Origin of the sequence: Maribacter sedimenticola (assembly GCF_900188415.1) — a bacterium.
Taxonomy (GTDB): Bacteria; Bacteroidota; Bacteroidia; order Flavobacteriales; family Flavobacteriaceae; genus Maribacter; species Maribacter sedimenticola.
The window spans coordinates 1-21,204 of the sequence record NZ_FZNV01000003.1; the positions used below are offsets into that span (position 1 = coordinate 1).

Annotated in this window: 21 protein-coding genes; 11 read left to right on the forward strand and 10 right to left on the reverse strand. The window is 40.2% G+C overall.

Features of this window, described 5'->3' with window-relative positions; translation table 11 throughout:
- The 8 genes from CHB68_RS18560 to CHB68_RS09375 all read left to right on the forward strand — a co-directional run.
- A partial coding sequence (locus CHB68_RS18560) for a hypothetical protein (protein ID WP_218822497.1) occupies window positions 1–591 on the forward strand: 591 nt, incomplete at its 5' end.
- Window positions 592–749: 158 nt separating this feature from the next.
- A complete protein-coding gene (locus CHB68_RS09345) occupies window positions 750–1,211 on the forward strand; it encodes a hypothetical protein (RefSeq protein WP_089260632.1) in 462 nt (153 codons plus the stop codon).
- Between the two features lie 551 nt (window positions 1,212–1,762).
- Window positions 1,763–2,230: a DUF6252 family protein gene (locus tag CHB68_RS09350; RefSeq protein WP_143815191.1), complete on the forward strand. Its 468-nt coding sequence runs from the start codon at window positions 1,763–1,765 to the stop codon at window positions 2,228–2,230.
- Window positions 2,231–2,796: 566 nt separating this feature from the next.
- Window positions 2,797–3,426: a hypothetical protein gene (locus CHB68_RS09355; RefSeq protein WP_089260634.1), complete on the forward strand. Its 630-nt coding sequence runs from the start codon at window positions 2,797–2,799 to the stop codon at window positions 3,424–3,426.
- A gap of 129 nt (window positions 3,427–3,555) precedes the next feature.
- Window positions 3,556–4,392 (forward strand): class D beta-lactamase, encoded by an 837-nt coding sequence (gene blaOXA / locus CHB68_RS09360; protein ID WP_089260635.1) that lies wholly within the window; start codon window positions 3,556–3,558, stop codon window positions 4,390–4,392.
- A gap of 311 nt (window positions 4,393–4,703) precedes the next feature.
- Window positions 4,704–5,405, forward strand: coding sequence for a CBS domain-containing protein (locus tag CHB68_RS09365; RefSeq protein ID WP_089260636.1), 702 nt, complete (start codon window positions 4,704–4,706; stop codon window positions 5,403–5,405).
- A gap of 149 nt (window positions 5,406–5,554) precedes the next feature.
- Complete coding sequence (locus CHB68_RS09370; RefSeq protein WP_089260637.1) at window positions 5,555–5,872, forward strand: DUF3784 domain-containing protein; 318 nt, start codon at window positions 5,555–5,557, stop codon at window positions 5,870–5,872.
- A 116-nt stretch (window positions 5,873–5,988) separates the two neighbouring features.
- Entirely contained in the window at window positions 5,989–6,525 is a 537-nt protein-coding gene (locus CHB68_RS09375; protein WP_089260638.1) for a DinB family protein, read from the forward strand.
- A 5-nt stretch (window positions 6,526–6,530) separates the two neighbouring features.
- Here CHB68_RS09375 and CHB68_RS18790 read toward each other — a convergent pair whose 3' ends face one another.
- Complete coding sequence (locus CHB68_RS18790) at window positions 6,531–6,665, reverse strand: hypothetical protein (RefSeq protein WP_261375001.1); 135 nt, start codon at window positions 6,663–6,665, stop codon at window positions 6,531–6,533.
- 176 nt (window positions 6,666–6,841) lie between these two features.
- Between CHB68_RS18790 and CHB68_RS09380 the strand changes: the two genes are divergently transcribed.
- On the forward strand, window positions 6,842–8,083 hold the full coding sequence (locus tag CHB68_RS09380; RefSeq protein WP_218822498.1) for a DUF2130 domain-containing protein: 1,242 nt from the start codon (window positions 6,842–6,844) through the stop codon (window positions 8,081–8,083).
- Window positions 8,084–8,203: 120 nt separating this feature from the next.
- Window positions 8,204–8,749, forward strand: coding sequence for a hypothetical protein (locus CHB68_RS09385; protein WP_089260639.1), 546 nt, complete (start codon window positions 8,204–8,206; stop codon window positions 8,747–8,749).
- A gap of 13 nt (window positions 8,750–8,762) precedes the next feature.
- Here CHB68_RS09385 and CHB68_RS09390 read toward each other — a convergent pair whose 3' ends face one another.
- From CHB68_RS09390 to CHB68_RS09405, 4 genes are all read right to left on the reverse strand, one after another.
- A complete protein-coding gene (locus CHB68_RS09390; RefSeq protein ID WP_089260640.1) occupies window positions 8,763–9,524 on the reverse strand; it encodes a LytR/AlgR family response regulator transcription factor in 762 nt (253 codons plus the stop codon).
- Window positions 9,521–10,594 (reverse strand): sensor histidine kinase, encoded by a 1,074-nt coding sequence (locus CHB68_RS09395; protein WP_143815192.1) that lies wholly within the window; start codon window positions 10,592–10,594, stop codon window positions 9,521–9,523. Before CHB68_RS09395 ends, CHB68_RS09390 begins: the two co-directional genes overlap by 4 nt.
- An 88-nt stretch (window positions 10,595–10,682) precedes the next feature.
- On the reverse strand, window positions 10,683–11,063 hold the full coding sequence (locus CHB68_RS09400) for a hypothetical protein (RefSeq protein ID WP_089260642.1): 381 nt from the start codon (window positions 11,061–11,063) through the stop codon (window positions 10,683–10,685).
- Between the two features lie 248 nt (window positions 11,064–11,311).
- Entirely contained in the window at window positions 11,312–13,630 is a 2,319-nt protein-coding gene (locus tag CHB68_RS09405; protein ID WP_089260643.1) for a glycoside hydrolase family 113, read from the reverse strand.
- Between the two features lie 171 nt (window positions 13,631–13,801).
- Between CHB68_RS09405 and CHB68_RS09410 the strand changes: the two genes are divergently transcribed.
- Window positions 13,802–14,482, forward strand: coding sequence for a head GIN domain-containing protein (locus CHB68_RS09410; RefSeq protein ID WP_089260644.1), 681 nt, complete (start codon window positions 13,802–13,804; stop codon window positions 14,480–14,482).
- On the opposite strand, the gene CHB68_RS09415 is transcribed toward CHB68_RS09410, so the two are convergent.
- The 5 genes from CHB68_RS09415 to CHB68_RS09435 are packed head-to-tail and all read right to left on the reverse strand — an operon-like array spanning window position 14,483 to window position 21,131.
- Window positions 14,483–14,665 carry a CPXCG motif-containing cysteine-rich protein gene (locus CHB68_RS09415; protein WP_089260645.1) on the reverse strand — a complete coding sequence of 61 codons (183 nt, stop codon included), beginning with the start codon at window positions 14,663–14,665 and terminating at the stop codon, window positions 14,483–14,485.
- 6 nt (window positions 14,666–14,671) lie between these two features.
- Window positions 14,672–15,349, reverse strand: a complete 678-nt coding sequence (locus CHB68_RS09420; RefSeq protein WP_089260646.1) for a hypothetical protein — start codon at window positions 15,347–15,349, stop codon at window positions 14,672–14,674.
- Between the two features lie 19 nt (window positions 15,350–15,368).
- Entirely contained in the window at window positions 15,369–16,733 is a 1,365-nt protein-coding gene (locus CHB68_RS09425) for a TolC family protein (RefSeq protein WP_089261232.1), read from the reverse strand.
- A 37-nt stretch (window positions 16,734–16,770) separates the two neighbouring features.
- A complete protein-coding gene (locus CHB68_RS09430; RefSeq protein ID WP_089260647.1) occupies window positions 16,771–20,001 on the reverse strand; it encodes an efflux RND transporter permease subunit in 3,231 nt (1,076 codons plus the stop codon).
- Entirely contained in the window at window positions 20,001–21,131 is a 1,131-nt protein-coding gene (locus CHB68_RS09435; RefSeq protein WP_089260648.1) for an efflux RND transporter periplasmic adaptor subunit, read from the reverse strand. Before CHB68_RS09435 ends, CHB68_RS09430 begins: the two co-directional genes overlap by 1 nt.
- Between the last annotated feature and the right edge of the window lie 73 nt (window positions 21,132–21,204).

Sequence of the window (21,204 nt, forward strand, 5' to 3'; positions counted from 1 at the left end):
CAGGAATCGGAAAATTCAATCGTAAGAAAAGACACCACAATTGAAAAAGAAACACCAAATTATTTTCAATATGAAGAATATAAGGTTGGACATGTTAATGATGGTTACGGAAAAAGATTTTATATCGATTCATTACACTACAATGCCGTGGTAAGATACTATCCGTCGGATAGTACAAAATTGTGGTTTAAACACTATGATGACTTTGTAAATGACACAACGTTATTAAAAGAATATTACAAAAACGGCAACTTGAAATTTATCAAAAAGAAAACTTACCACAATTTCATTCCGATAGGTGTCTGGGAGTTCTATAAAAGAAATGGTGAGCTAAAAGAGACTTTGGATTTTGACAATAAATATTATGTTTCTTTTCAAAAGGCAATAACTATTGCGAAAGTAAACGGAATTAAAAAGCCATTTGAAACTCAAATTTCGGGAGACAGTACTTGCTGGAAAATAATTCACTGGAGAAATGTAAAATTTGATTCATTATCAAATCGGGGGTTAGATGTTGGTAGTGGAATTGAAATCAATCGATTTAATGGTCATGCGGACAAATTTCAAACCGAAAGAAGAAGGGTAAGATAAAAACCTACACACAACACGGTGTATAATTAATTGCGGTCGGAATTTCCACTTGGAAATTCCTGCAATCAATTATCTTTATAGTCAGGCGGACATTTTCCGTTGGAAAAGTCCGCAACTAATCATACACATGACCGTTGTAATACTTTAAAACTTAAAGAGTGAAAAAAGGTTATCCTATTTTAATTGTGTGTTTAATAATATTTTTCTCTTGTACAAGTGAAGATACCGAAGAGCAAATAGTAGAACCAACTTCTTTATTGGAAAAGATAGTTGGTAATAGCCCTTGGACTTACGATAGGTTGGAGGTAGTCTCAATATTGGAAACAAATGGATACGATTTACAACAATCAGAAATTGATGATTTTGAAAATGAAACGAATCAAGAATTTAATGAATTTACCATAAGTTTTAATGATAATGGAACTGGAACAGATACTGATGGAGAGTTCATCTGGGAATGGATAGACGAAGAAACCGGTGAGATGAGAATTTGGGACGATAATTATTTCATTTCTATAAATAATGCCGAATTAATCTTAGGTGTTCGAAATTTCGTATTTATTCCAGAAGGAGAATGTTGTGTTGAAATCCGATATAACGGTAACATTATCTTAAAATAACGTTTTAAAACACAACCTAATCGTAATTCGGACTTTAGGGCAAAACCCAAAGGTCTATGTATATTTATAAAGTCGCTAAATCTTATGGATTTAGCTTTAAACAAGAAAAATAAAACTAAACAATAAGCTTTAGCTTAATGCGCAGACGGAAACGAAAAGTTTCCTCAGTAACTCACCAAGCTCTACCAAGACGTAAGTATCAAATAGTAAAACAAACCTTCAGAGTTTCGTTTTTGACAAACTAAGAATAATATCATAATGGTGAACGTAGCCTAAACGTCCCACTCCGCAACAAAACAACAAGTGTATTTTCTAAATTTTTATAGAAAGCCGTAAATTTTTGCAAGGGATACTTCTTATACTTGCAATACAGACCAAAGTACGCTCCCCCAACTACTTAAGCTAAAATAATGTATATAAATTGGATTTAAGTACTGGTGATTATATACCTTGATAAGGCAATATATAGTTACCGGTAACTATATATAATTGTTGTAAATAATTTAAGGCAACCATTAGAAGTATAAAGCATCTTAATGTTAAAGGCAATTATGAAAAACACATATTTATTTTTTACTGCTGTATTTTTAATCGTAGTGATCATGATTTCTTGTGAAAAGGACAATACATCCGAACCAGATTTTATTTCAGCAAAATTAGAAAACCAAAACTGGGATGGAAGGCCGGAAATAATTTTTGACAAAGAAACTGACACTTTATCAATCCGTGGAGTAGGGAATGAGCAAGTCATTGTTTTAAACTTAAAATATACTGGTGAAGGTATTTATAACTTAGAAAAAATTCGAGCAATCTATTATACAACTGTAGGTGGCGATGTGATCACAAATTGGTATAACCTTGGAAAAGATAATTCTTCAAAAGTTACAATTACTGAATTCGATACTAACGAAAAAATAGTAAAAGGAGATTTCCAAGTATCCGTTTTAAATAGTACGGACGAACTGAATTTCACCAATGGAAAATTTAAAGGAATTTTTCGCGAAGTAACCATCGATTAATAAGTTCGTAATTAAAACTATTTACAACAATACCTATAGCAAATAGGGCATAAAGTACTATAGATAAGCGCTTGGGCGTGTTTGCCAAGTCCGCCAAATCTTTTTGATTTGGCAATTAAAAAAGAAAAAATAATTACAAAACAAAAAGCTCTGGCTCATAGACCAGACGGAAACGAAAAGTTTCCATGCCTGCCCTACTTGCCATAGCCGAACCGTTGCATTCTCCAACGTCGACCCTATGTGCTACATCTCGTGCCTCGATTCTCGCACAAAGGGAAATGAAACATCATCGCAGCGCTATTTCAGATCACATAAAACCGTAGGATAAGGGTATCTTTTCTAAGTACGACGCTTAACGGAAGAAAACAACCCAACATATCAAGTCACTATATGTAATTTATTCATAACTATTTATTTATTAACGAATTCATGTGTTCGCTACGCTCGGAAGGACCGCCATATTTTATTCCCAATACCGTCGAAAACCAAAAAGGGTTTTCACTATATTTCCATAAAATATCGCGGACTACACATAGCGCTGCGTTGTGCGTAAGCTGAAGAAACCAATGAGCATTAAGAATATAGGGCTAAATTTACAATACCAATACAGTCGAATTTTTACTTTTGGACTGAATAGAAAAAAGTTTGTCTGTTCACCAAAGAATAATGGACTTTTTGCATTGAATAGTTCAAGAAATACATTCATTGCTCTTGGATTTACATTGTTTTCTTGCGGACTATTTTTTTCTGGAATTACAGAAGGCTTTGTAAACGGAAATAAAATCACAACGGAATTTATAATTGTATTTTTTATTATTCATCCAATTGTTGCGACTATCGGATTACGTCAATTTTTGTGGCTGATTAATGGACGACAAGAATTACGGATTGAGAATGGAGAAATGACCTTAACTAAAAAAGGAACATTTCTAACTAAAACACAAACCTTTAAATTGAAAGACGTGCAAAATATTCGGAATGAAATCCAAGAAAGCTCAATATCGACTTATGACAAAACGTTGCGGAATATAGCTCTGAATAGAAAATTGCTTTTTAGTCACATAATAGGAGAGATAATATTTGACTATAAAGGAAAAAAAGTCAAATTATTTAATGAATTGACCGAAAATCAAAAAGTGGAATTAATAACTGAAATCAATAACCTGAAAGAAAAGCCTACGCACAACAATTCATAACGCAATTACGGCGGATTCAACTATGTCCAAATCCACTCGAAATTGCTAACGTCTATGCCAAACCGAAAATTATAGCTAATTTGACCCGTAACGGACGGTTATACTAGACCGTTAGCACCAATATAAAAAATGAGAATAACATCGATAGCAGTATTTTTAATTCTCTTTATTTCTTGCAAAGAAAACAAAAGAACCAATACTCTAAATAAAGAGCAATCGGTAAATAAGAACATTATAAAACCTGAATTTCAGTCAATTATTGATTCTTCTGAGGTTAAAGGTTCAATATTGATTTACGATTTAAACAAAGACATTTATTATTCAAATGACTTTGAATGGTCAAACAACGGAAATTTACCAGCATCCACATTCAAAATCGCAAATTCAATTATCGGACTTGAAACTGGTGTAATTGAAAATGATAGTGTCATATTTAAATGGGACGGGGAAAAAAAATGGTTGAAAAATTGGGAACAAGACCTAATTCTTAGAGATGCTTTTCAATTTTCCTGTGTTCATTGTTACCAAGAAGTTGCAAGAAAAATTGGTTCAAAAAGAATGAACGATTATGTATCCAAACTTAATTATGGAAATCTAGAAATTGACTCTACCAACATCGATAAATTTTGGTTAGAAGGAGAATCAAGAATAAGTCAAATGCAACAAATAGACTTCCTGAAAAGGTTCTACAATTTTGAACTTCCTATTTCTAAAAGAACTGAGCGTATAATGCGGAATATTATGCTCATTGAAGAAACTGACCAATATAAACTTAGTGGAAAATCTGGTTTATCAAATAATAACGGAGAATATAATGGTTGGTTTGTTGGGTGTATTGAATTAAAAAACAACACATATCTATTTGCCACAAATCTAGAGCCTAAAAATGAGTTTGATTTTGATTCTTTTATTAAAAAAAGGTTGGATTTAACTCTTCTTGGTCTTAGAAAATTGAATGTTCTGTAATAAATACTGGTGCTTACAAAACCTATACGTAAGTATCAAATAGTATAACAAACCTTCAAATTTCGTTTTTGACAAACTATGAAGAACCTCATAGAAACGGGAGGTAGCCTAAACGCCCCACCACACACCACAACAAATAACAAGTGTATTTCCTAAAATTTTACAGAAAAGCGTAAGTTTTTGTAAGTGAAACTTCTTATACTTGTAGTAACGACCAAAGTACGCTCCCCCCAACTACTTTAGTGGAAATAATTTATAAAAGTTTTATAGATATTGGTGATTATATATACTTGTTGTGTGCAATTTGAAAAATGACAAATTCAGAAAAATTTTTAGACACTTATAATAAAATAGACAACTATTTAAAAAAAATAGATGGTTATGATTCTTTTGTGAATTTCGCTCAAAAAATAAAGAATTCTAGCAATAAAGTTGTTAAGCGATTTAAAGACGAACTGATATCTTTTGGAGAATTAAGAAATGCTATAGTACATAATCCTAAAATTGGAAATAAAGCTATTGCAGAACCTCACGAAAGCACAGTTTTGCGGATTTCTGAACTTTATGAAAATATTACTAATCCAAAAAAAGTAATTCCTGAATTTCAATTTAAAGTTTTAGGTGCAAAAAAAGAAGAGTTCATAAATGACATCTTAATTGAAATGAAAAAAAAGTCATTCTCACAATTTCCAGTCTTTGACGAAAACGGATTTGTCTGCGAATTAATAAACAATAATACTATTTCAAGATGGCTTTCATCACAACTAGAGGAAAACGGAACAATAATTATCGAAAACGTAAAAGTTGGAGATTTGATCCCCGAAATAGAATTTAAAGAAAACTATAAGTTTGTTTCTCGAAATACATCGATTTATGAGGCATATGATTTATTCATAAATCAAATTAATAAAAAACAAAGAAATTTAGACGTGATTTTTATTACCCAAAACGGAAAACCTACTGAAAAACTATTTGGATTAATAACAATTGAGGATATAGCTAACTTAATATAAAAACTGCACACAACAATGTATAACCTCAATTACGGCGGATTCGATTACGTCCGAATCCACACGGAATTGTTAACGTCAGTGCCAACCCGAAAATTAACGCATATTAACCCGTAACTGACGGTTATACGAACCGTAAACCATCTAACCCCATGATCTATCTCCTAATAGGTATAAGCATTTTATTCATAATCATCGGTTTTCTCGTAACAGAGCGTAATGCACAATATGTTCTTTCTGGGTACAATACCATGAGTGAGGAAAAAAAGAAGCAATTCCCAATAAAATCATACCTGCATTTTTTTAGAAATTTCCATATCATTTTAGGAGCCTCGTACTTAGTCATAGGGTATTTGCTGTTTCTTCTTAACGTAAATATATTCCAGGTTTTTCTTCCCCTATATCCTGTTTTGGCCTACCTCTACTTCAATAGAAAAAGTGGTAAATTTTTAAAACAGCAAACACCTTAGCGACAAAACAACCAACCAAACATACCCAAATCCCCAATCAGCAGCATTTCTTGCCCATACCCCCACATTCCGCTATCTTTAACTGAATCCCATCACATCAAAAAAAACATACGGTCATGAAGAATTCCCTATTGCTGCTTCTATTTTTGGTTCTTGCCAATGGTACGCTACGGGCGCAACAGGACCCGTTTCTTAAAGATGCCATTGAGCGCTTGGAAAACTCCCGTACCTACCTGTTGCTCATTGCGGAAATGATGCCAGAGGAAAAATATGGGTACAAGGCCACGGAGGAGTCCTTAAGCTTTTCGGAACATTTTATGCACATAGGTTTTGCGCTGGACTGGCATAGCCAGTCGCTCATTGGCGGCAGGGAGGCACGGGTATACCAAACCGATACTATTTTTAAACCGGCCCACAAGACCAAGGCACAGATGATGGCACGTTTGGACCAGACCTTTACCGAGGCCATTACCCTATTACAGCAGGTAGACCCTGCGGTACTGGAAGAGCAGCTGGACTATTTTGGACTTACGAGAACCAAGCGGCAGATCGTTATGCTCCTGGCGGACCACATTACCCACCACAGGGCCCAAATGCTGGTATCCATGCGGTTGAACGGTCTGGTGCCGCCCCGTTATGTACTGTACCAATAAGAAAGTTATTCCTGCTTTTTCTTATCGCCGTTCATGAGCATAAGCACAATACCCACAAGGGCAATACAAACGCCTGCAAATACAATGATCATGATCACGCCGTTGCTCCAATTGACCAAGGGTAGCTGTTGTAACATCATAGATTCTACTTTTAAGGGTCTAAAAATAACACGGGCCGGCCACCTAGGATATGACCATTGTCAGGAAAAGAAACCGTTTTTAAAATTTGTTCCCGTTCATGGCATAAGAGTACCGCCAAACATTGTAGGCTTGGCATGGGTTCTGTATTTTTATAGTTGAATTTGGTAGTATTAAAATGATGGTAGATAAAATTAAGTGTCCCAATTGTGCACACGAGTTTGATGTAGAAGAGGCCCTATCCGGCAAAATGCAGGCGCATTTTAAGGCCGAGTATGAGCGTAAAGTAGCGGAACAGGCAGAAATATTCAACAAGGAGCGTAATAAGCTTGCCCTGGAGAAAGAGGAGTTTGAACGAAAGAAGGAAAAGGAAAACGAGCTTTTTAAGGAAAAGTTGGAGCAGCGCCTTGCCAAGGAATCGGAAAAAATACAGAAACAGACCAATGAAACCTTTGAGCAGCAACTGCGTGCCCTGCAACAGGAAAACGAAAAGCGCAAGGAGGAAAACAGGGCCTTGCGCGCCCAAGAGCTGGACCTGCTAAAACGGGAGAACGAACTCAAGGAAAAGGCGGAGGACCTAAAGCTGAACGTACAGAAAGAACTGCTGGAAAAGCAGTCCGTCATAGAGGAAAAGGCCAAGGCCAAGGAACGTGAGGCCATGGCATTGAAGGAAAAGGAATACCAAAAACAATTGGAGGACCAGAAAAAGCTCATTGACGAAATGAAGCGCAAGGCGGAACAGGGCTCCATGCAAATGCAGGGAGAGGTTCAGGAACTTGCCCTAGAGGAACTGTTGAGGAGTACCTACCCCTTTGACGAGATCGAGGAGGTGGGCAAAGGCATACGTGGTGCGGACTGTATACAAACGGTCATCAATTCCCTGCAACAGACCTGTGGGTCCATTGTCTATGAAAGCAAACGTACCAAAAATTTCAGCAACGACTGGATCAATAAATTAAAACAGGACCAGATCAACTGCAAGGCAGACCTTGCCGTGATCGTTACGGAGACCTTTCCACCGGATATGGACCGTTTTGGTGCCAAGAACGGGGTGTGGATCTGCGGATTTAACGAAGTTAAAAGTGTGTCCTTGGTATTGCGGGAACTATTGCTGAAAACCCAATCCATAAAATCATCTGACGAGAACAAGGGCGATAAAATGGAGCTGCTCTACTCCTACCTGACCAGCAACGAATTTGTACAGAACATTAACCGCATCATTGAGAACTATGATGCCATGATCAAACAGCTGAACTACGAGAAGAAAGCGGCCTACAAGAATTTTGCCGTACGGGAGAAACAGATTTGGGGCGTACAGGAAAACATTAACGTGCTCTTTGGCTCCATTAAAGGTATTGCGGGCAACTCCCTTTCTACCTCTACCATCCTTAATTTACCGGATGCGGAGATCGATGATTAATAATAGTACACAGGGTGCCGGACAACCTTGATGTCCTTGCTGATATTAAAACGGGACCAGCGGTCATTCCTTCTAGTTTGAACGCGGCCCTTATACACGTGTACACCACTGGATACCGCTATGGCAGAAAAGTTTAAAACGTATTTTAAAAAACCATTGTTGAGAATACTTGTTCTCTTGCTGTTCATTTCTTCTTGGTCCTGCCAACAGGACAAAAAAGATTCCAATGATGAACTGTCCACCATGTGGTCCTCCTTTTTATCCGATTTAGCGGCAAGGGATAAGGTGGCATTTAAAAACGCATCGGGCAACGTCATTCGGTGCTATGATTGCCTGGAGAACACCCCTACGGAAAGGGAATATATCAGTAGGCTAAGAGATACGGATTCACTCTGGTACGAGACCATTTATCAGGACCTCATCTATATTTCCGTGGATAGTTTTATTGCGAAGGATTATGATATTATGTTCAACAAGCCGTTCATCAATCTACTTCGCACCAATGAAACAATACAACTAATGGATACTATTGATGACACCATTACGGCAGATATTTTAGTGACCACCACCCCGCCAACACTAAATTTTGAAGGTGCCCAGCACAGTTTCACGTTCATTAAAACCAATGCCGGATGGAAATTTAAGGAAGTGGCTACCATACCCTGACCAGCTGGATTTCTTAACGGTCTATCCAACTTTTAAAATGCGATGCCTTCGCCTTGCTCACCACAATACGCTCCGCACAGGGCGGATGCACTTCTACCAAAAGTTTGCTGTTAAAATGGAACTTGATGGTGGTAATGGCTTCCCTTCTAACGATGAACTGCCTATTGGCCCTGTAGAACAAATTGGGGTCCAAAGCATCTTCTATATCCTCTAATTTAATATCCAACACATAGGACCTATCCTGAACGGTGACGGCCTTTACCACGCCCGTATCTATATAAAAATAGGCAATATCCAATGTTTTTATGGGCAACAACTGATCACCGATAGTCACCAGAAAGGTCTGTTTGTAGGACATGGGTTTATGCTGTATAAGCTGCAACAGGCTTTTCATCTGCCCCTCATCCATGCCCGCTTGTTGGCGCTGTGCCTTAAACCGCTCCAAAGCATCCTGCAGTTCCTCCCCATCTATGGGCTTTAGCAAATAATCAATGCTATTTACCTTAAAGGCCTTTAAGGCGTACTGGTCATAGGCCGTGGTAAAGATGACGGGTATGTTGGGCGTTACCTGGTCAAAAATCTCAAAGGACAACCCATCTGCCAAATGAATATCCATAAAGACCAGCTCTCCCTCATGGGGCTGGGAAAAATATGCGACCGTGGCGGTTACGGTATCCAGAGTGGCAATGACCTCAATCTCCGGGTCGATCTTGGTCAATAGATAGGACAGGTTATCACTTGCCGCAAGCTCATCTTCCACAATAATTACCTTCATGACTTTTCAATTAAGGGGAGTTCTACTTTAAAAATACCATCTGTTGTGGAAACGACCACCTCCTGTTTCAAAAGGAGAACATAGCGCTTTTTTAGATTGATCAATCCTGTGCCGGTCCCTTCCGCCAAGGTACTTCGCCCACGAATGGGATTCTCCACTATAATTTTTCCGTTGTGGGAATATACCTTTACCGTCAATGGGTTGGTAGCGGATATTTCATTGTGCTTTACGGAATTCTCCACCAACAACTGCAAGGCCAAGGGCGGTAACCGGTGGCCCAATACTTCCGGGGCAATATCAATTGCAATACGTAAACGGTCCCTGTACCTTGTATTCATCAAAAAGGCATAGCTTTCCAAAAATTTAAGCTCCTCTTTCAAGGTCACCAAATTGGTGTCACTGCTTTGTAATATATAGCGGTACATATAGGACAGCTTGTTCACGAACTGTGTGGCCTTTTCGTTCTCACGGACCAAGGAGGTCAATGAATTTAAGGAATTGAACAAAAAGTGCGGGTCGATCTGGTTTTTCAGTGCGGCCAGCTCGTTTTCCAGATTCTGTTGCTTTAGCTGTTCGTTCTCTATACGATCATCTTGCCGATCGGTCTTAAGCCTTAGGGATCGCGCAATAAAGAACAGTACCACGGACAGGTTGATCAGGGTAAAATTGACGAAGCCAATTTCCCTATGGTCCATTTCCTTGCCAAAACATATAGGGTAAAGCATCCTTATCAGTACAATGACCAAAAGTAATATGAGCACATTCAGGAGCACGACCACCATCCATTTTACAGGGGTCGGCCATTGGAACCTATCAAAATCCACATTGGTATTCAGCTGGATAACGGCCCATGAAAACCCAAAAAAGAAGAGATATCGGTATAAAAAATCGGCCACCCATAAAAACGAGAAATCCATATTACCCTCCATTATGGCATTGTAGAGGTAAATGGTCTTGGGCAGGGAAACCAAAATACCCAAGAGCAATGCCGTCTTGACAATTTCTCCTTGCTTGACCTTGGTAATGCCCATGTATTTGTATGTATCTGTAATTGGAAAAGGTTTTTTCAAATGTACTGTATTCTATAGTGAATTCTTACGAACAATGTGCAGGCCCCCAAAAAACTTGAAGACCTGCACAAAAAACTAAACAAACTTCTTAAAGCGCATGCGCGGAAAAGTCTTTGGGCAGATACGCGGCGGTATTGAACCCTAGCTCCACTGGTTCTTCTTGTTCAAATACCTGAAAATCCGCCTCGGTCAAATTGGCACCTGCATAGGCATCAAAACCAATGGGCAAATAATTATAGACCTCAAAACCCAACACTACGGCCTGTTCGTCCTCAAGGACCGTTAATTCATTTAGGTCCGTAAGTTCCGGTTGAATATATGTGCTCATTTCCTGCTCTACGGCCGCAATGGTATCCGCAAAAAGTTCATTGACCTGATGCTCCATTTGGTGGTGTTGGTGTATGCCCTTAAAGGAAAAAAATCCTACGGCCACTACGACCACGACTACTAATTTCTTGATATGTTTCATGATACTTATTTTTAGGTGTACTTATTTTCTATACCCCAAAGGTATTCCTAAAGCTCCCCCAATAAGTATTTATATACCCGAAGCGACCATATTACCAAGTAAAGCAACCAGAGGGCAAAATGAATTTTTCCACCTGCCAAAAAACATGCACGTTTATGGCAATAGATTAGGGTTGAACCACATAGGAACCACGTACACCATTTTGTTCACTTAAACCATATACCCTTAACCGGTATGTAAAAAGGCAATTATTTGGAGAACCATTTCCGCACGGTCTCATCGGCCAATTTGTTGTTGGGGGTAAAGGCATTATTGTCCACCCCGCGGTATTCCAAATAGCTGGGATATTTCCACCAAAGGATGCCCTGGCACCAAGGTTCATTTTCTATACCCTGAAAAATGATTTCATAACACCGCTGCTGCATTTCTTGGTTGATGCTTTCATCTGCCTCGGCATGTGGGTTCTTCCAAGGGGCATCTATACTTCTAAACCCAATTTCGGTAAATACAATGGGCTTTTTAAAACGATCGTAAACGGTCTTGATCTTGATCTTGATGGTATCGAACTTTGCGGCCATTTCCGCATTGGTAGGATTGTCCTTTTTACTGAGCGGATAATATGAATTAAGGCCAATAAAATCCAGGTCGTCCCAAAACGCAATATTCTCGAACTCCTCTCCCCAGTTTGCCGCATAGGTAATCTGGCCCGAGTACAGCCCCCTGGTTTTTTGGATCATTTTTCGCCAGGCATCGGGGTGTAACAAAGTGGCCTTTGTAAATTCTACGCCGATACATAGCGCATCTATATCATAAATCTCGGCTAAAAACGCATAGTGCCTGATCCAGCGGTAATAGTGGTCAAAGAACAGTTCCCAATCCGCATCGGTCTGCATATCGATACCTCCGGGCCAACTACCGCCCACAAATATTTGGGGCTTCAGTACGGTATACATATCCATAGTACGGGCCACGGATGCCGCATGTACAACGGACTCGTCATTTTCACCTCCGGCATGGTCGCTAAAACGGAACGCCGTGGGCGTATGGATATCATTGATCCCACTATAGGGTACGATCGCTACGGCATTACTGCCCATATCCTTTTGCTTGCGCAAGGATTCCGTTGCCTTACCGGAGCCATAACCATTGTAGATGTTGTACCCCTCATGGGCAAAATTGAAGCCTTTTACGTACGGAAGCGCTTTGACGGGTTGCTTTTCCGGTGAATGATTGTTTGCTACAGTAATCAGATAATCTTGCCACTGGAGTTCCAAAAGTTCCAATTCCTTGGGAGTTAGGTCAAGATCGGCATAGGCAGCAAGATATTTTTCCCTACCCCACGTATCCAGCAAAAATTCGGTGAACAGACCTGCCATACAATCGCGAACCAGGGCAGATTCCCATTGTAGAAAATCATTGTCCAACAATTGGGAAACGGTCAAAAAATTGTCAGATGCTATCAATTGCCCCGCCCAATAACGGTACCCTTTCTTCTGCCATGTTTCCGTAAAATATATGGGCAGCCCCTTGGTGAGGATATCCATATTGGAACTTCCCAATTTGCGATGCAACAACAAGGCATAATCCTTACCCGTATGATTATCTTTATACACTTCATTGGCAATGATATGAACCGTATTGCTCAAGGTATCCATATGGGCTTGATCGGTATTGCCCGTCATTAAGCCCTTTTCCTCCATATTGGCATAATAATGATAGGTAATCTTGGAGTCGGCTTCCGTACCGGGAACAACATCATTGATGGTGGCGGTCATGCGTTGCATACGGTCCAGGGTTTCCCGGGCAGTAGCAACATCCGTAGCATTATTGTGGGCCACAAACCTATAGGATTCCGTATTCAAGAGTTCCTTGGGTCCTTTGGAAAAATCAAAAAAGGTGGTGGCGTCTATCTTCCATTGCGCATCAAAATCGCCTAACACCACACGTTTGGGGCCATGGTACACTTCATAGTCCAAGTTTTGTCTATAAAATCCCTGTCCGCCATTGGTAACCCGTTTGACAAAAAAGTTAAAAATTCGTGTGGGGTCCGTGCCCGTTATAAACGTAAAGGGCAGTGTAGGGTTCAAGGGACTGGGATAAAAGCCCACCGATAGGAGCGCATTGTCATTATCTATACTCTTGGCACCGATTTTAATTTTTGCCTTATCCACATAAAACGGAGTATTCGCCAAAAAACGTTGTAAGACGGCATGCTCATCTATGGCACCGACCATGAAGACTACCTGTTGTTGCAAATCTTCCTCATTGACAGATGACGCATTTTTAAAGGTGACCTTGGCACTTCTCCATGATGAGGTCACCTCTTGGCGGGAAAGGGGCTCCAACAGTTCCTTATAGCGTTGTGCCAATAGGGAATCCGTAGCGCCGTAGACCACCATAATTTCACGTTTATCAAAAAAACTACGGCGTAATTGGCGTTTTGTAGGTACGGAATCCAAACCCGTAACATCTGGGGCATGCTCAGCACCGGACATTAACTGAACGCTTGCCATACCCACTGCCAAAAGTGCAATGACCAACGTAACGACAATATGTTTTCTTTTCATGTCTACCTTAATCCCTATTACTTGTTTAAGATAGTGAAAGGATAAAAACCAAGCGACAATACCGGCATATTTAACTATTCCTATAAAAAAACAGAGTATTGTTCATTTTAAATCTTTTCTTGTATAACCAAAGCTGTGGTGTAACTTTGATGCGTAACCAAGCTCAGACACATGAAAATTTTGACCCTCCCCCTATTGTTCCTTTGCACGTTTATATCGTGTTGGGGCCAACACAGCCAAACCATACCCTTACAGAAATTCAATGAACTAAAAGTGTACGATCGTATCAGTGTAAGCCTGGTCAAGGACAACGAGAACAAGCTTGTAATAAGTGGCGAGGACAAAGATGATGTTAGCATTCAGGAAAGCAATGGGCAATTAAAGATCAAGATGGCGATCCATGAATTTTTGTCCGGGAATACCGTTACCATAAAACTTCATTATACGCAACCCCTAACCGTTATCGATGCAAACGAAAATGCGCGCATCATTTCTGAAAATAACGTACGTGCCGGAACATTGGATATAAAGGCTCAGGAAGCGGGACTAATTATACTCAACCTAGAAGCGACCACGGTACATATAAAAAGTACGACCGGCAGCGAGATCAAACTTTCCGGAACTACCCAAACGCAGGATATCCATATTAATACCGGGGGTAAGGTAGATACCAAAAAACTAAAAAGTGAACATACAGAGGTTACCGTACTGGCCGGAGGACGTGCCGAAATATTTGCCACTGAAAAGGTGACGGCCAAGGTAAAGGCGGGCGGAAACATCATTATTCATGGTAATCCAAAAATTGTGGACCGGGACGATACCTTTGGAGGCGTAATTACTATACAGCAGTAATTATTGCTCTATGCTCTGGGCATGGAAACCCACCAGCTCATTTTCCTGAAATTGGGGCGTGACCTCAATGGGGTTGCAGCAGACCTCACAATCCTCCACATAGGTTTGTTGGCCCACGGACGGGTCAAGAAGCATGGAAACCTCTTCCCAACAATATGGACATTGAAAAAAATGCTCGTACATACGCTGTTAAATTCCCTTTAGCTCGTTGGCCAATTTCTTTAAGGTCATGGACTGTATTAAGTTATCCGCATTGGAAGTAAAAATGGTATGCTGGCCCAATTTTAGATAAAGGGTGTCTTCCTCGGTATCTAAATAAACATCTGAGGCGGTAGCATTAATTTCTTCCAATTTTACGTCAAAACGTTTTTTTAGGGTGATGCGCTCCCCTTGTTTGGTCAGTTCAAAACCGGTATAATCAAACAGTCGTTTTAATCCGCTAAAAAAGGTAAAACCAATAAATACCAAAGATGCCATGGCAAATTTATAGGCCAAGGTGAACACATCCAACTCATCGCCATTAATAAAGGTCATGACCAGGTTTATACAACCATATATTCCCAAAAGAAAGACCAATATCCCAATTACAATTCCTATAATATCCGTAAACAAGGCCTTATTGGTGCGCGTTATGGTCAATTCGTCCGCATTTCTTTCCGCCGTAAAACCAAAATCCTTTAAATAATCTAGATTGTTGATCTCTGATAGTTTACGGGCAATGGAATTTTCCAAGGCAGTGGTATCCGTGGCAATAGCACGGGTATTCAACTCGTCCCTTAGTTTCAACTGTGATTCAAAAGTCAACAACGATTCCTGCTGTAATATTACAACAAGTTCGCTATCCGTTTTATCGCTATACATATTCATACCTCCTAATTAATACCCGTTACAGTTCTACGTTCAATAACTGGCCTGTAAGCTGCAGTAATTGTAGTTCGGCCAATTTGGCGTCATATTTTGCAAGATTCTTATTGGTCTGCGCATTCAACAAATTGATCTGCGCCTGCCTAAATTCAATAGATGTAATACTTCCCAATTGAAATTGTTCACGAGAACGTTCAAAATTGTTCTGGTTGGTAAGTACGTTCTGCTCTTGAATCTGATAAATCTTCAACCTGTTCTCGTAAATGGCCAATGCATTTTGAATATCCCTGTTAACCTCCAATTCTACCTGCTTAAGAAGCAACTCTTGATTGGCATAGGTAATTTTTGCATTCTTGACACGTACCGTTGTACCGCCGCCGTCAAATAGGTTCCAAGTAAGGCTTGCACCCAAGCTCATACTGCCTACATTGGAGTTTGTGCCCGGAAAAACGGCTCCCGTCAAGAAAGCGGACGGTGCGTTCTGGTTTCTGTTCCACCCATATGAACCGGTAAGTCCTATCGTTGGTAGATAACCGGATTTGTTGACCTTAATATCATACGCATTAATATTTAAATTGGTCTCTGTCTGTAGAATGGCCACGTTATTGGAAATGGAATTCTCTATATATTCCATAATCTGAAACTTAGGGATAAAAACAATGGTGGTGTCCACTTCATATTCCTCGTTCAGGTTCTGGTTCAATACCACGTTAAGATCACGCTTGGCATTGGCCAGTTGCTGTTCCGTATTCAACAGATTAATACTGTCATTGGTAACATCTACCTGGGCATTCAATATATCCAGCTTTGTATTTTGTCCGTATTCAAATGAATATTCCGCTCGCTGTATACGGTCTTTAGAAATATTCAGCGCCTGCATCTGTACGTTTTTGTTTTCCGTTAATCTGGCGATCTCAAAATATACACTGAACATTTGCAACATGGTATTCTCAATGGTCTCCCGTGCCTGCAAAGTGCTTAACTGGTACTGCTCCTTTAACCGTTTAAATGTATAGAACCTTCCCAACCCATCAAAAAGGGTATAGTTTAAATTTATGGCCGCGTTATACCGCTGGCTTTCGGCATCATTTACTTCAATATCTCCCCTTGGGCTACCATCATCGTTCAACTGACCGGGAAATTCCGTTCTGGTATCATTGTTATTATATGTTGCGCCCGCAGTACCCGTTAAGGTTGGTAGGTAGCCAGAATTTAGGACACTTGCGTTATTCTCCGCAATATCTATCTGGTTCTTTGCTATTTCAATGCCAAAATTATTTTCCAAGGCCTTGACCACGGCCTCTTCCTTTGAAAGCTTCTTCTCTTGGGCAATTGCCCCGAAAACCGGAAACAATACCCATACAAATATCAATCGTAATCTCCTCATTGTGCTATACCTTCTTATTGCTGATTCAATTTTCATCCTATTCACTATCATGGGAATGCTGCATATGGTTTTCCAAATGTGCCGCTTCTTTTTTCTCCACAATGGCACGCTCTACCTCTTCCTTGGTAATCTTATGGCCAGAAGCCAACATTCTGTTCTTGGATTTTAAATTATTGCTGAACGATAGGAACAAGGGGAGCATTAACAAAGTCAGTACCGTTGCAATACCTATACCATACGCAATGGATATGGCCATAGGTTTTAAAAATTGGGCCTGTCTACTGGTCTCCAACATGAGCGGTGCAAGACCGGCAATTGTAGTAATGGACGTTAGGAAAATGGCCCTAAACCTAGATTTACCGGCTTCAAATATGGCATTATCAAAGGTCATACCTTCGCGTAAATTGGAATTGAACTTACCGATCAACACTAAGCCGTCATTTACCATAATACCTATAAGGGCAATGATTCCCAGTAATGAAATTACGTTGATCGGAAAATCATGGATCCAGTGACCCCAAGCCACGGCCGTAAAACTGAACGGCACCAACAATAGTAACATTAGGGGCTGACTAAAGCTCCTGAATGTAAACGCTATGGTAATGTAAATCAATAAAAGCACGGTGAACCCAACCAGTTTCAATGAACCGGTGAGTTTGCCCAACTCCCTGTTCTGGCCCTCATAAGAGGCACTAACCGTAGGATATTTTGATTGTATTTCCGGCATAATGACATTCTGTATCTCTGTCATGATCTCCGTAGGACTGTCCTTAACATCCTTCATATCCGCAGATACCTGAATTTCTCGTCTGCCCTCTAACCTATTGATCGCAACATCACCACGCTCAATGGTGTATTCCGCAATTTCCTTAAGCGGTACACGCTCACCGGTAGGGGTTACGATTCTCATATCGTCCAAATTGGTGATCGAGGAACGTTCATCACGTTCATACCTTACCCACACCCTGATCTCATCCTGAGACCTTTGAAAACGTTGTGCCTGCACGCCAAAGAACCCGGATCTTACCTGTGCCATGATAGCACGTAGGTCCAAGCCCAACAAATAGGCATTCTCCTTTAACGTTAAGCGTATTTCCTTGATTCCCGCGGGATCGTTATCCGATATATCCTTTAACCTAGGATTGGTCACCAAGGTATTCTTTAGTTCGGTCTTTGCGGCCTTAAGCTCTTCAATATTATTGCCCAAAAGGGATACGGAGACCGGAGAACCACCAAAGTTACCTCCAGAACCGTAAATTAAACTCTCTACACCAATTACGGGACCCACAAGTTCCTCTAACCTGCTGGTAACCATATCCGCAGAAATGACGTCCGGTCTTTCTTCACCAGGTAATAGGTTAAGCGTTAATTGGGCGGTAGATGACCCCGGACCCAATTGCCTGATTATATTTTCGAACAACACCTTGTCCGTACCCTTTAAATACTTTTCGGTCAATTCCTGATTTACGATTTCCGCTTTTTCCTCGATCATGGAAATAATAGAATCCGTAATCTTTTCATTGGTACCGTTTGGCATTTCCAGTTCAATACCTACCCTATCACTGGCAACCCTTGGAAAAAATGCGGTCCTGATGATTCCCCCGCCAACAGAGCCAATGGTCAAGATAAAGGCAGCGGCAAAAATACTGAACATAAATACCTTGTACTTCATGGAAAAATGTAGAACGGGCGTATACAGGGTATCACGCATCCATGTCATAAGTCGGTCCCCAAATTCATTGATGACCCTTAATTTCGCAAACGCATTTGCAAATCCTGTTTTTGGTTTATCATCTATGGGCTGTAATGCCTTGGAGTGTGCCAAGTGGGCCGGTAGTATAATCAAAGCCTCTACCAGAGAAACCACTAAAGTCAATATTACGATTACCGATACCTCGCCAAAAAATTCCCCGATCCTACTATCCAAAAACAAGAAGATAGAAAATGCCAATATGGTGGTAATAATGGCCGATATAATAGGAGGCAACACCTCCATAGTACCATCTACAGCAGCTTGTACCGGAGATTTCCCTTTTTCGTAATGCTGATAGATATTCTCTGCGATCACAATACCGTCATCTACCAAAATACCGATAACGATGATCATACCGAACAACGAGAGCACATTAATGGTTACATTAAAAAATCCTGCAAATACGAACATTCCCAAAAATGCTACCGGTAGTCCAAATGCAACCCAAAAGGCCAATCTGGTATTAAGGAACAACGATAGGAATATCAATACCAATATCATCCCCATAATAGCGTTCTCTGTCAACAGTTGGGTACGTTGCACGAGCGTGGTAGATTGGTCTGATACAATATCCAGCTTTACGTTGTTATATTTTTGGTTGAATTCCTCTACGTATTCCTTCACCAGTTCCGCAGAGGCAATTAAATCCTCGCTATTGGTACTGGTAATTGTTGTACTTACGGAAAGATTACCGTTGAAATAGGTTGCATTGGGCGATTCCGCAAAACGATCCTTTACGGTTGCGACATCCTTTAAGCGGATGATAGCCCCGGACGGATCGGCCTTGACCACTAAATTGGAAAGCTCATCGCCAAAATAAGAACGATTGTTTGCCCTGATCAAATATTCTTCGGCATCGGTCTTTATATTACCTCCCGTTACCAAAATATTGGCATTACTGACCGCATTGGCCACTTCGGTAAATGTTATATTATAGGCCAATAGGTTGTTTTCATTGACGGCAATCTCTATTTCCTCTTCCGGAAAACCGGATATGGAAATTTGTGATATGCCCTGCATGGCCCGTAAATCATTCTCAATTTCCCTGCCCACGCTCTTTAGTGTGGCCAAGGGAATATTATCACCACTAATGGCAAAGGCAATGGTTTGGCGTACGGCCTCTAATTTTGATACGATCAACGGTTCCATACCCGTAGGAAAGGTGGGTACCCGATCTACTGCATTTTTAACCTCCAGGAGCATAAAATCTATATCCTCCCCTTTTTCAATTTCCACATTAATGGTACCACTGTTCTCCCTAGATGTAGAGGTAACACGGTCTACACCTTGTAATCCTTTTAAGTTATCCTCTATTTTAAGGACGATACCTTCTTCCACTTCCTGTGGAGATGCACCTGGGTAGGTAATGGTTATTGATATATTCTTGGAATCCGTTAATGGAAAGTACGATGACTTTAAGGACTTTGCACCCACAATACCAAATAGTGCAAAGGAGATTACCACTACATTTACGGCAACGTGGTACCGTATAAAGTATTCTATCAGTTTGCGCATTATCCTTTGGTATTATCTGGTTGTTCAGCGTAAATTTTAACGGCCATACCGGTATAGGCCCCGATCAATGGCTTGCTCATAATCGTAACCCCGTTGGGAACATTTTTAAGGACCACACGTTTATCCGAAAAATAGACCGGATCAACATCTATGATATCCAGAACGGAATCCCTTACCACAAAAATCTGGTTTCCTTCCAACAATAAATTTCTATCTATTTCAATAGCGTTTTCCTCTTTTTTGGCATCCAAATTCGCTTCTAAATACATGCCTTCTCGCAAATTCTTATCTACGACCTCTATATAGGCCTTTACCGTTTGCGATGCCTGGTCTATATTTCCGTTTATTCGTGAAACCTTTCCTTTGTAGATTACATTATCATCTAGACTGGTAAGTTCTACGGACTCTCCTACTTTTAAAAGGTCCGTGTAGGACTTACTGATGGATACCTCCAATTCATATACTTCCGGATTAATGAACTCTCCTAACTTTTGTCCCGATCGCACCAAAGTACCTTCTGTTACCAAAGCCTCTGTCAACACACCGGTAAATGGCGCAGCAATACGATATTTTGACAAGCGCTGTTCCAAATTCTTAACATTGTAATAACTGGTCAATATACCCCTACCGGATATAAAGAACTTTTCCTTCTCCGTAGTCATCTCAGGTAGTGCCGGGGTGCTTTTGGACATATCAAAATTCTCCAGATATTTTTGCCACTTTGGATAAATATCCGGATAATCTAACCGCAAATCCGGCATTACCGAAGTTAACTGGTTAAATAGATTGCTCTTGGCAGATTGGACACTTGCCGCATATTCATCGGCATCTATATTGATAATAGTTTCCCCTTGCCTAAAAGATTGCCCTTCCTTGAACAGCTTACTGCCCTTTTTAAATACGCCCTGTACTTCTGCATAAAGTTCTACACGCTGTTTGGCCGATAGGTTACCATTGGCCGTTACCACAATAGGAACGGTACCGTTTTCAACAACTTCCGTAAACACGGTCTTGACCACCTTCTCTGATCTTGGCTTAAATGTTTTCTTGCTATCAATGATAACTTTGGAAAAAAAGATGGATATGACAATTAATAATATGCCTAAACCGGTAAAAATAATTTTGCGCATTTTGTTGTTATTTATAAAACGTATCTAAAAAATACAAAGTCAAATATACCCCCCACCAACCTACTTGACCATA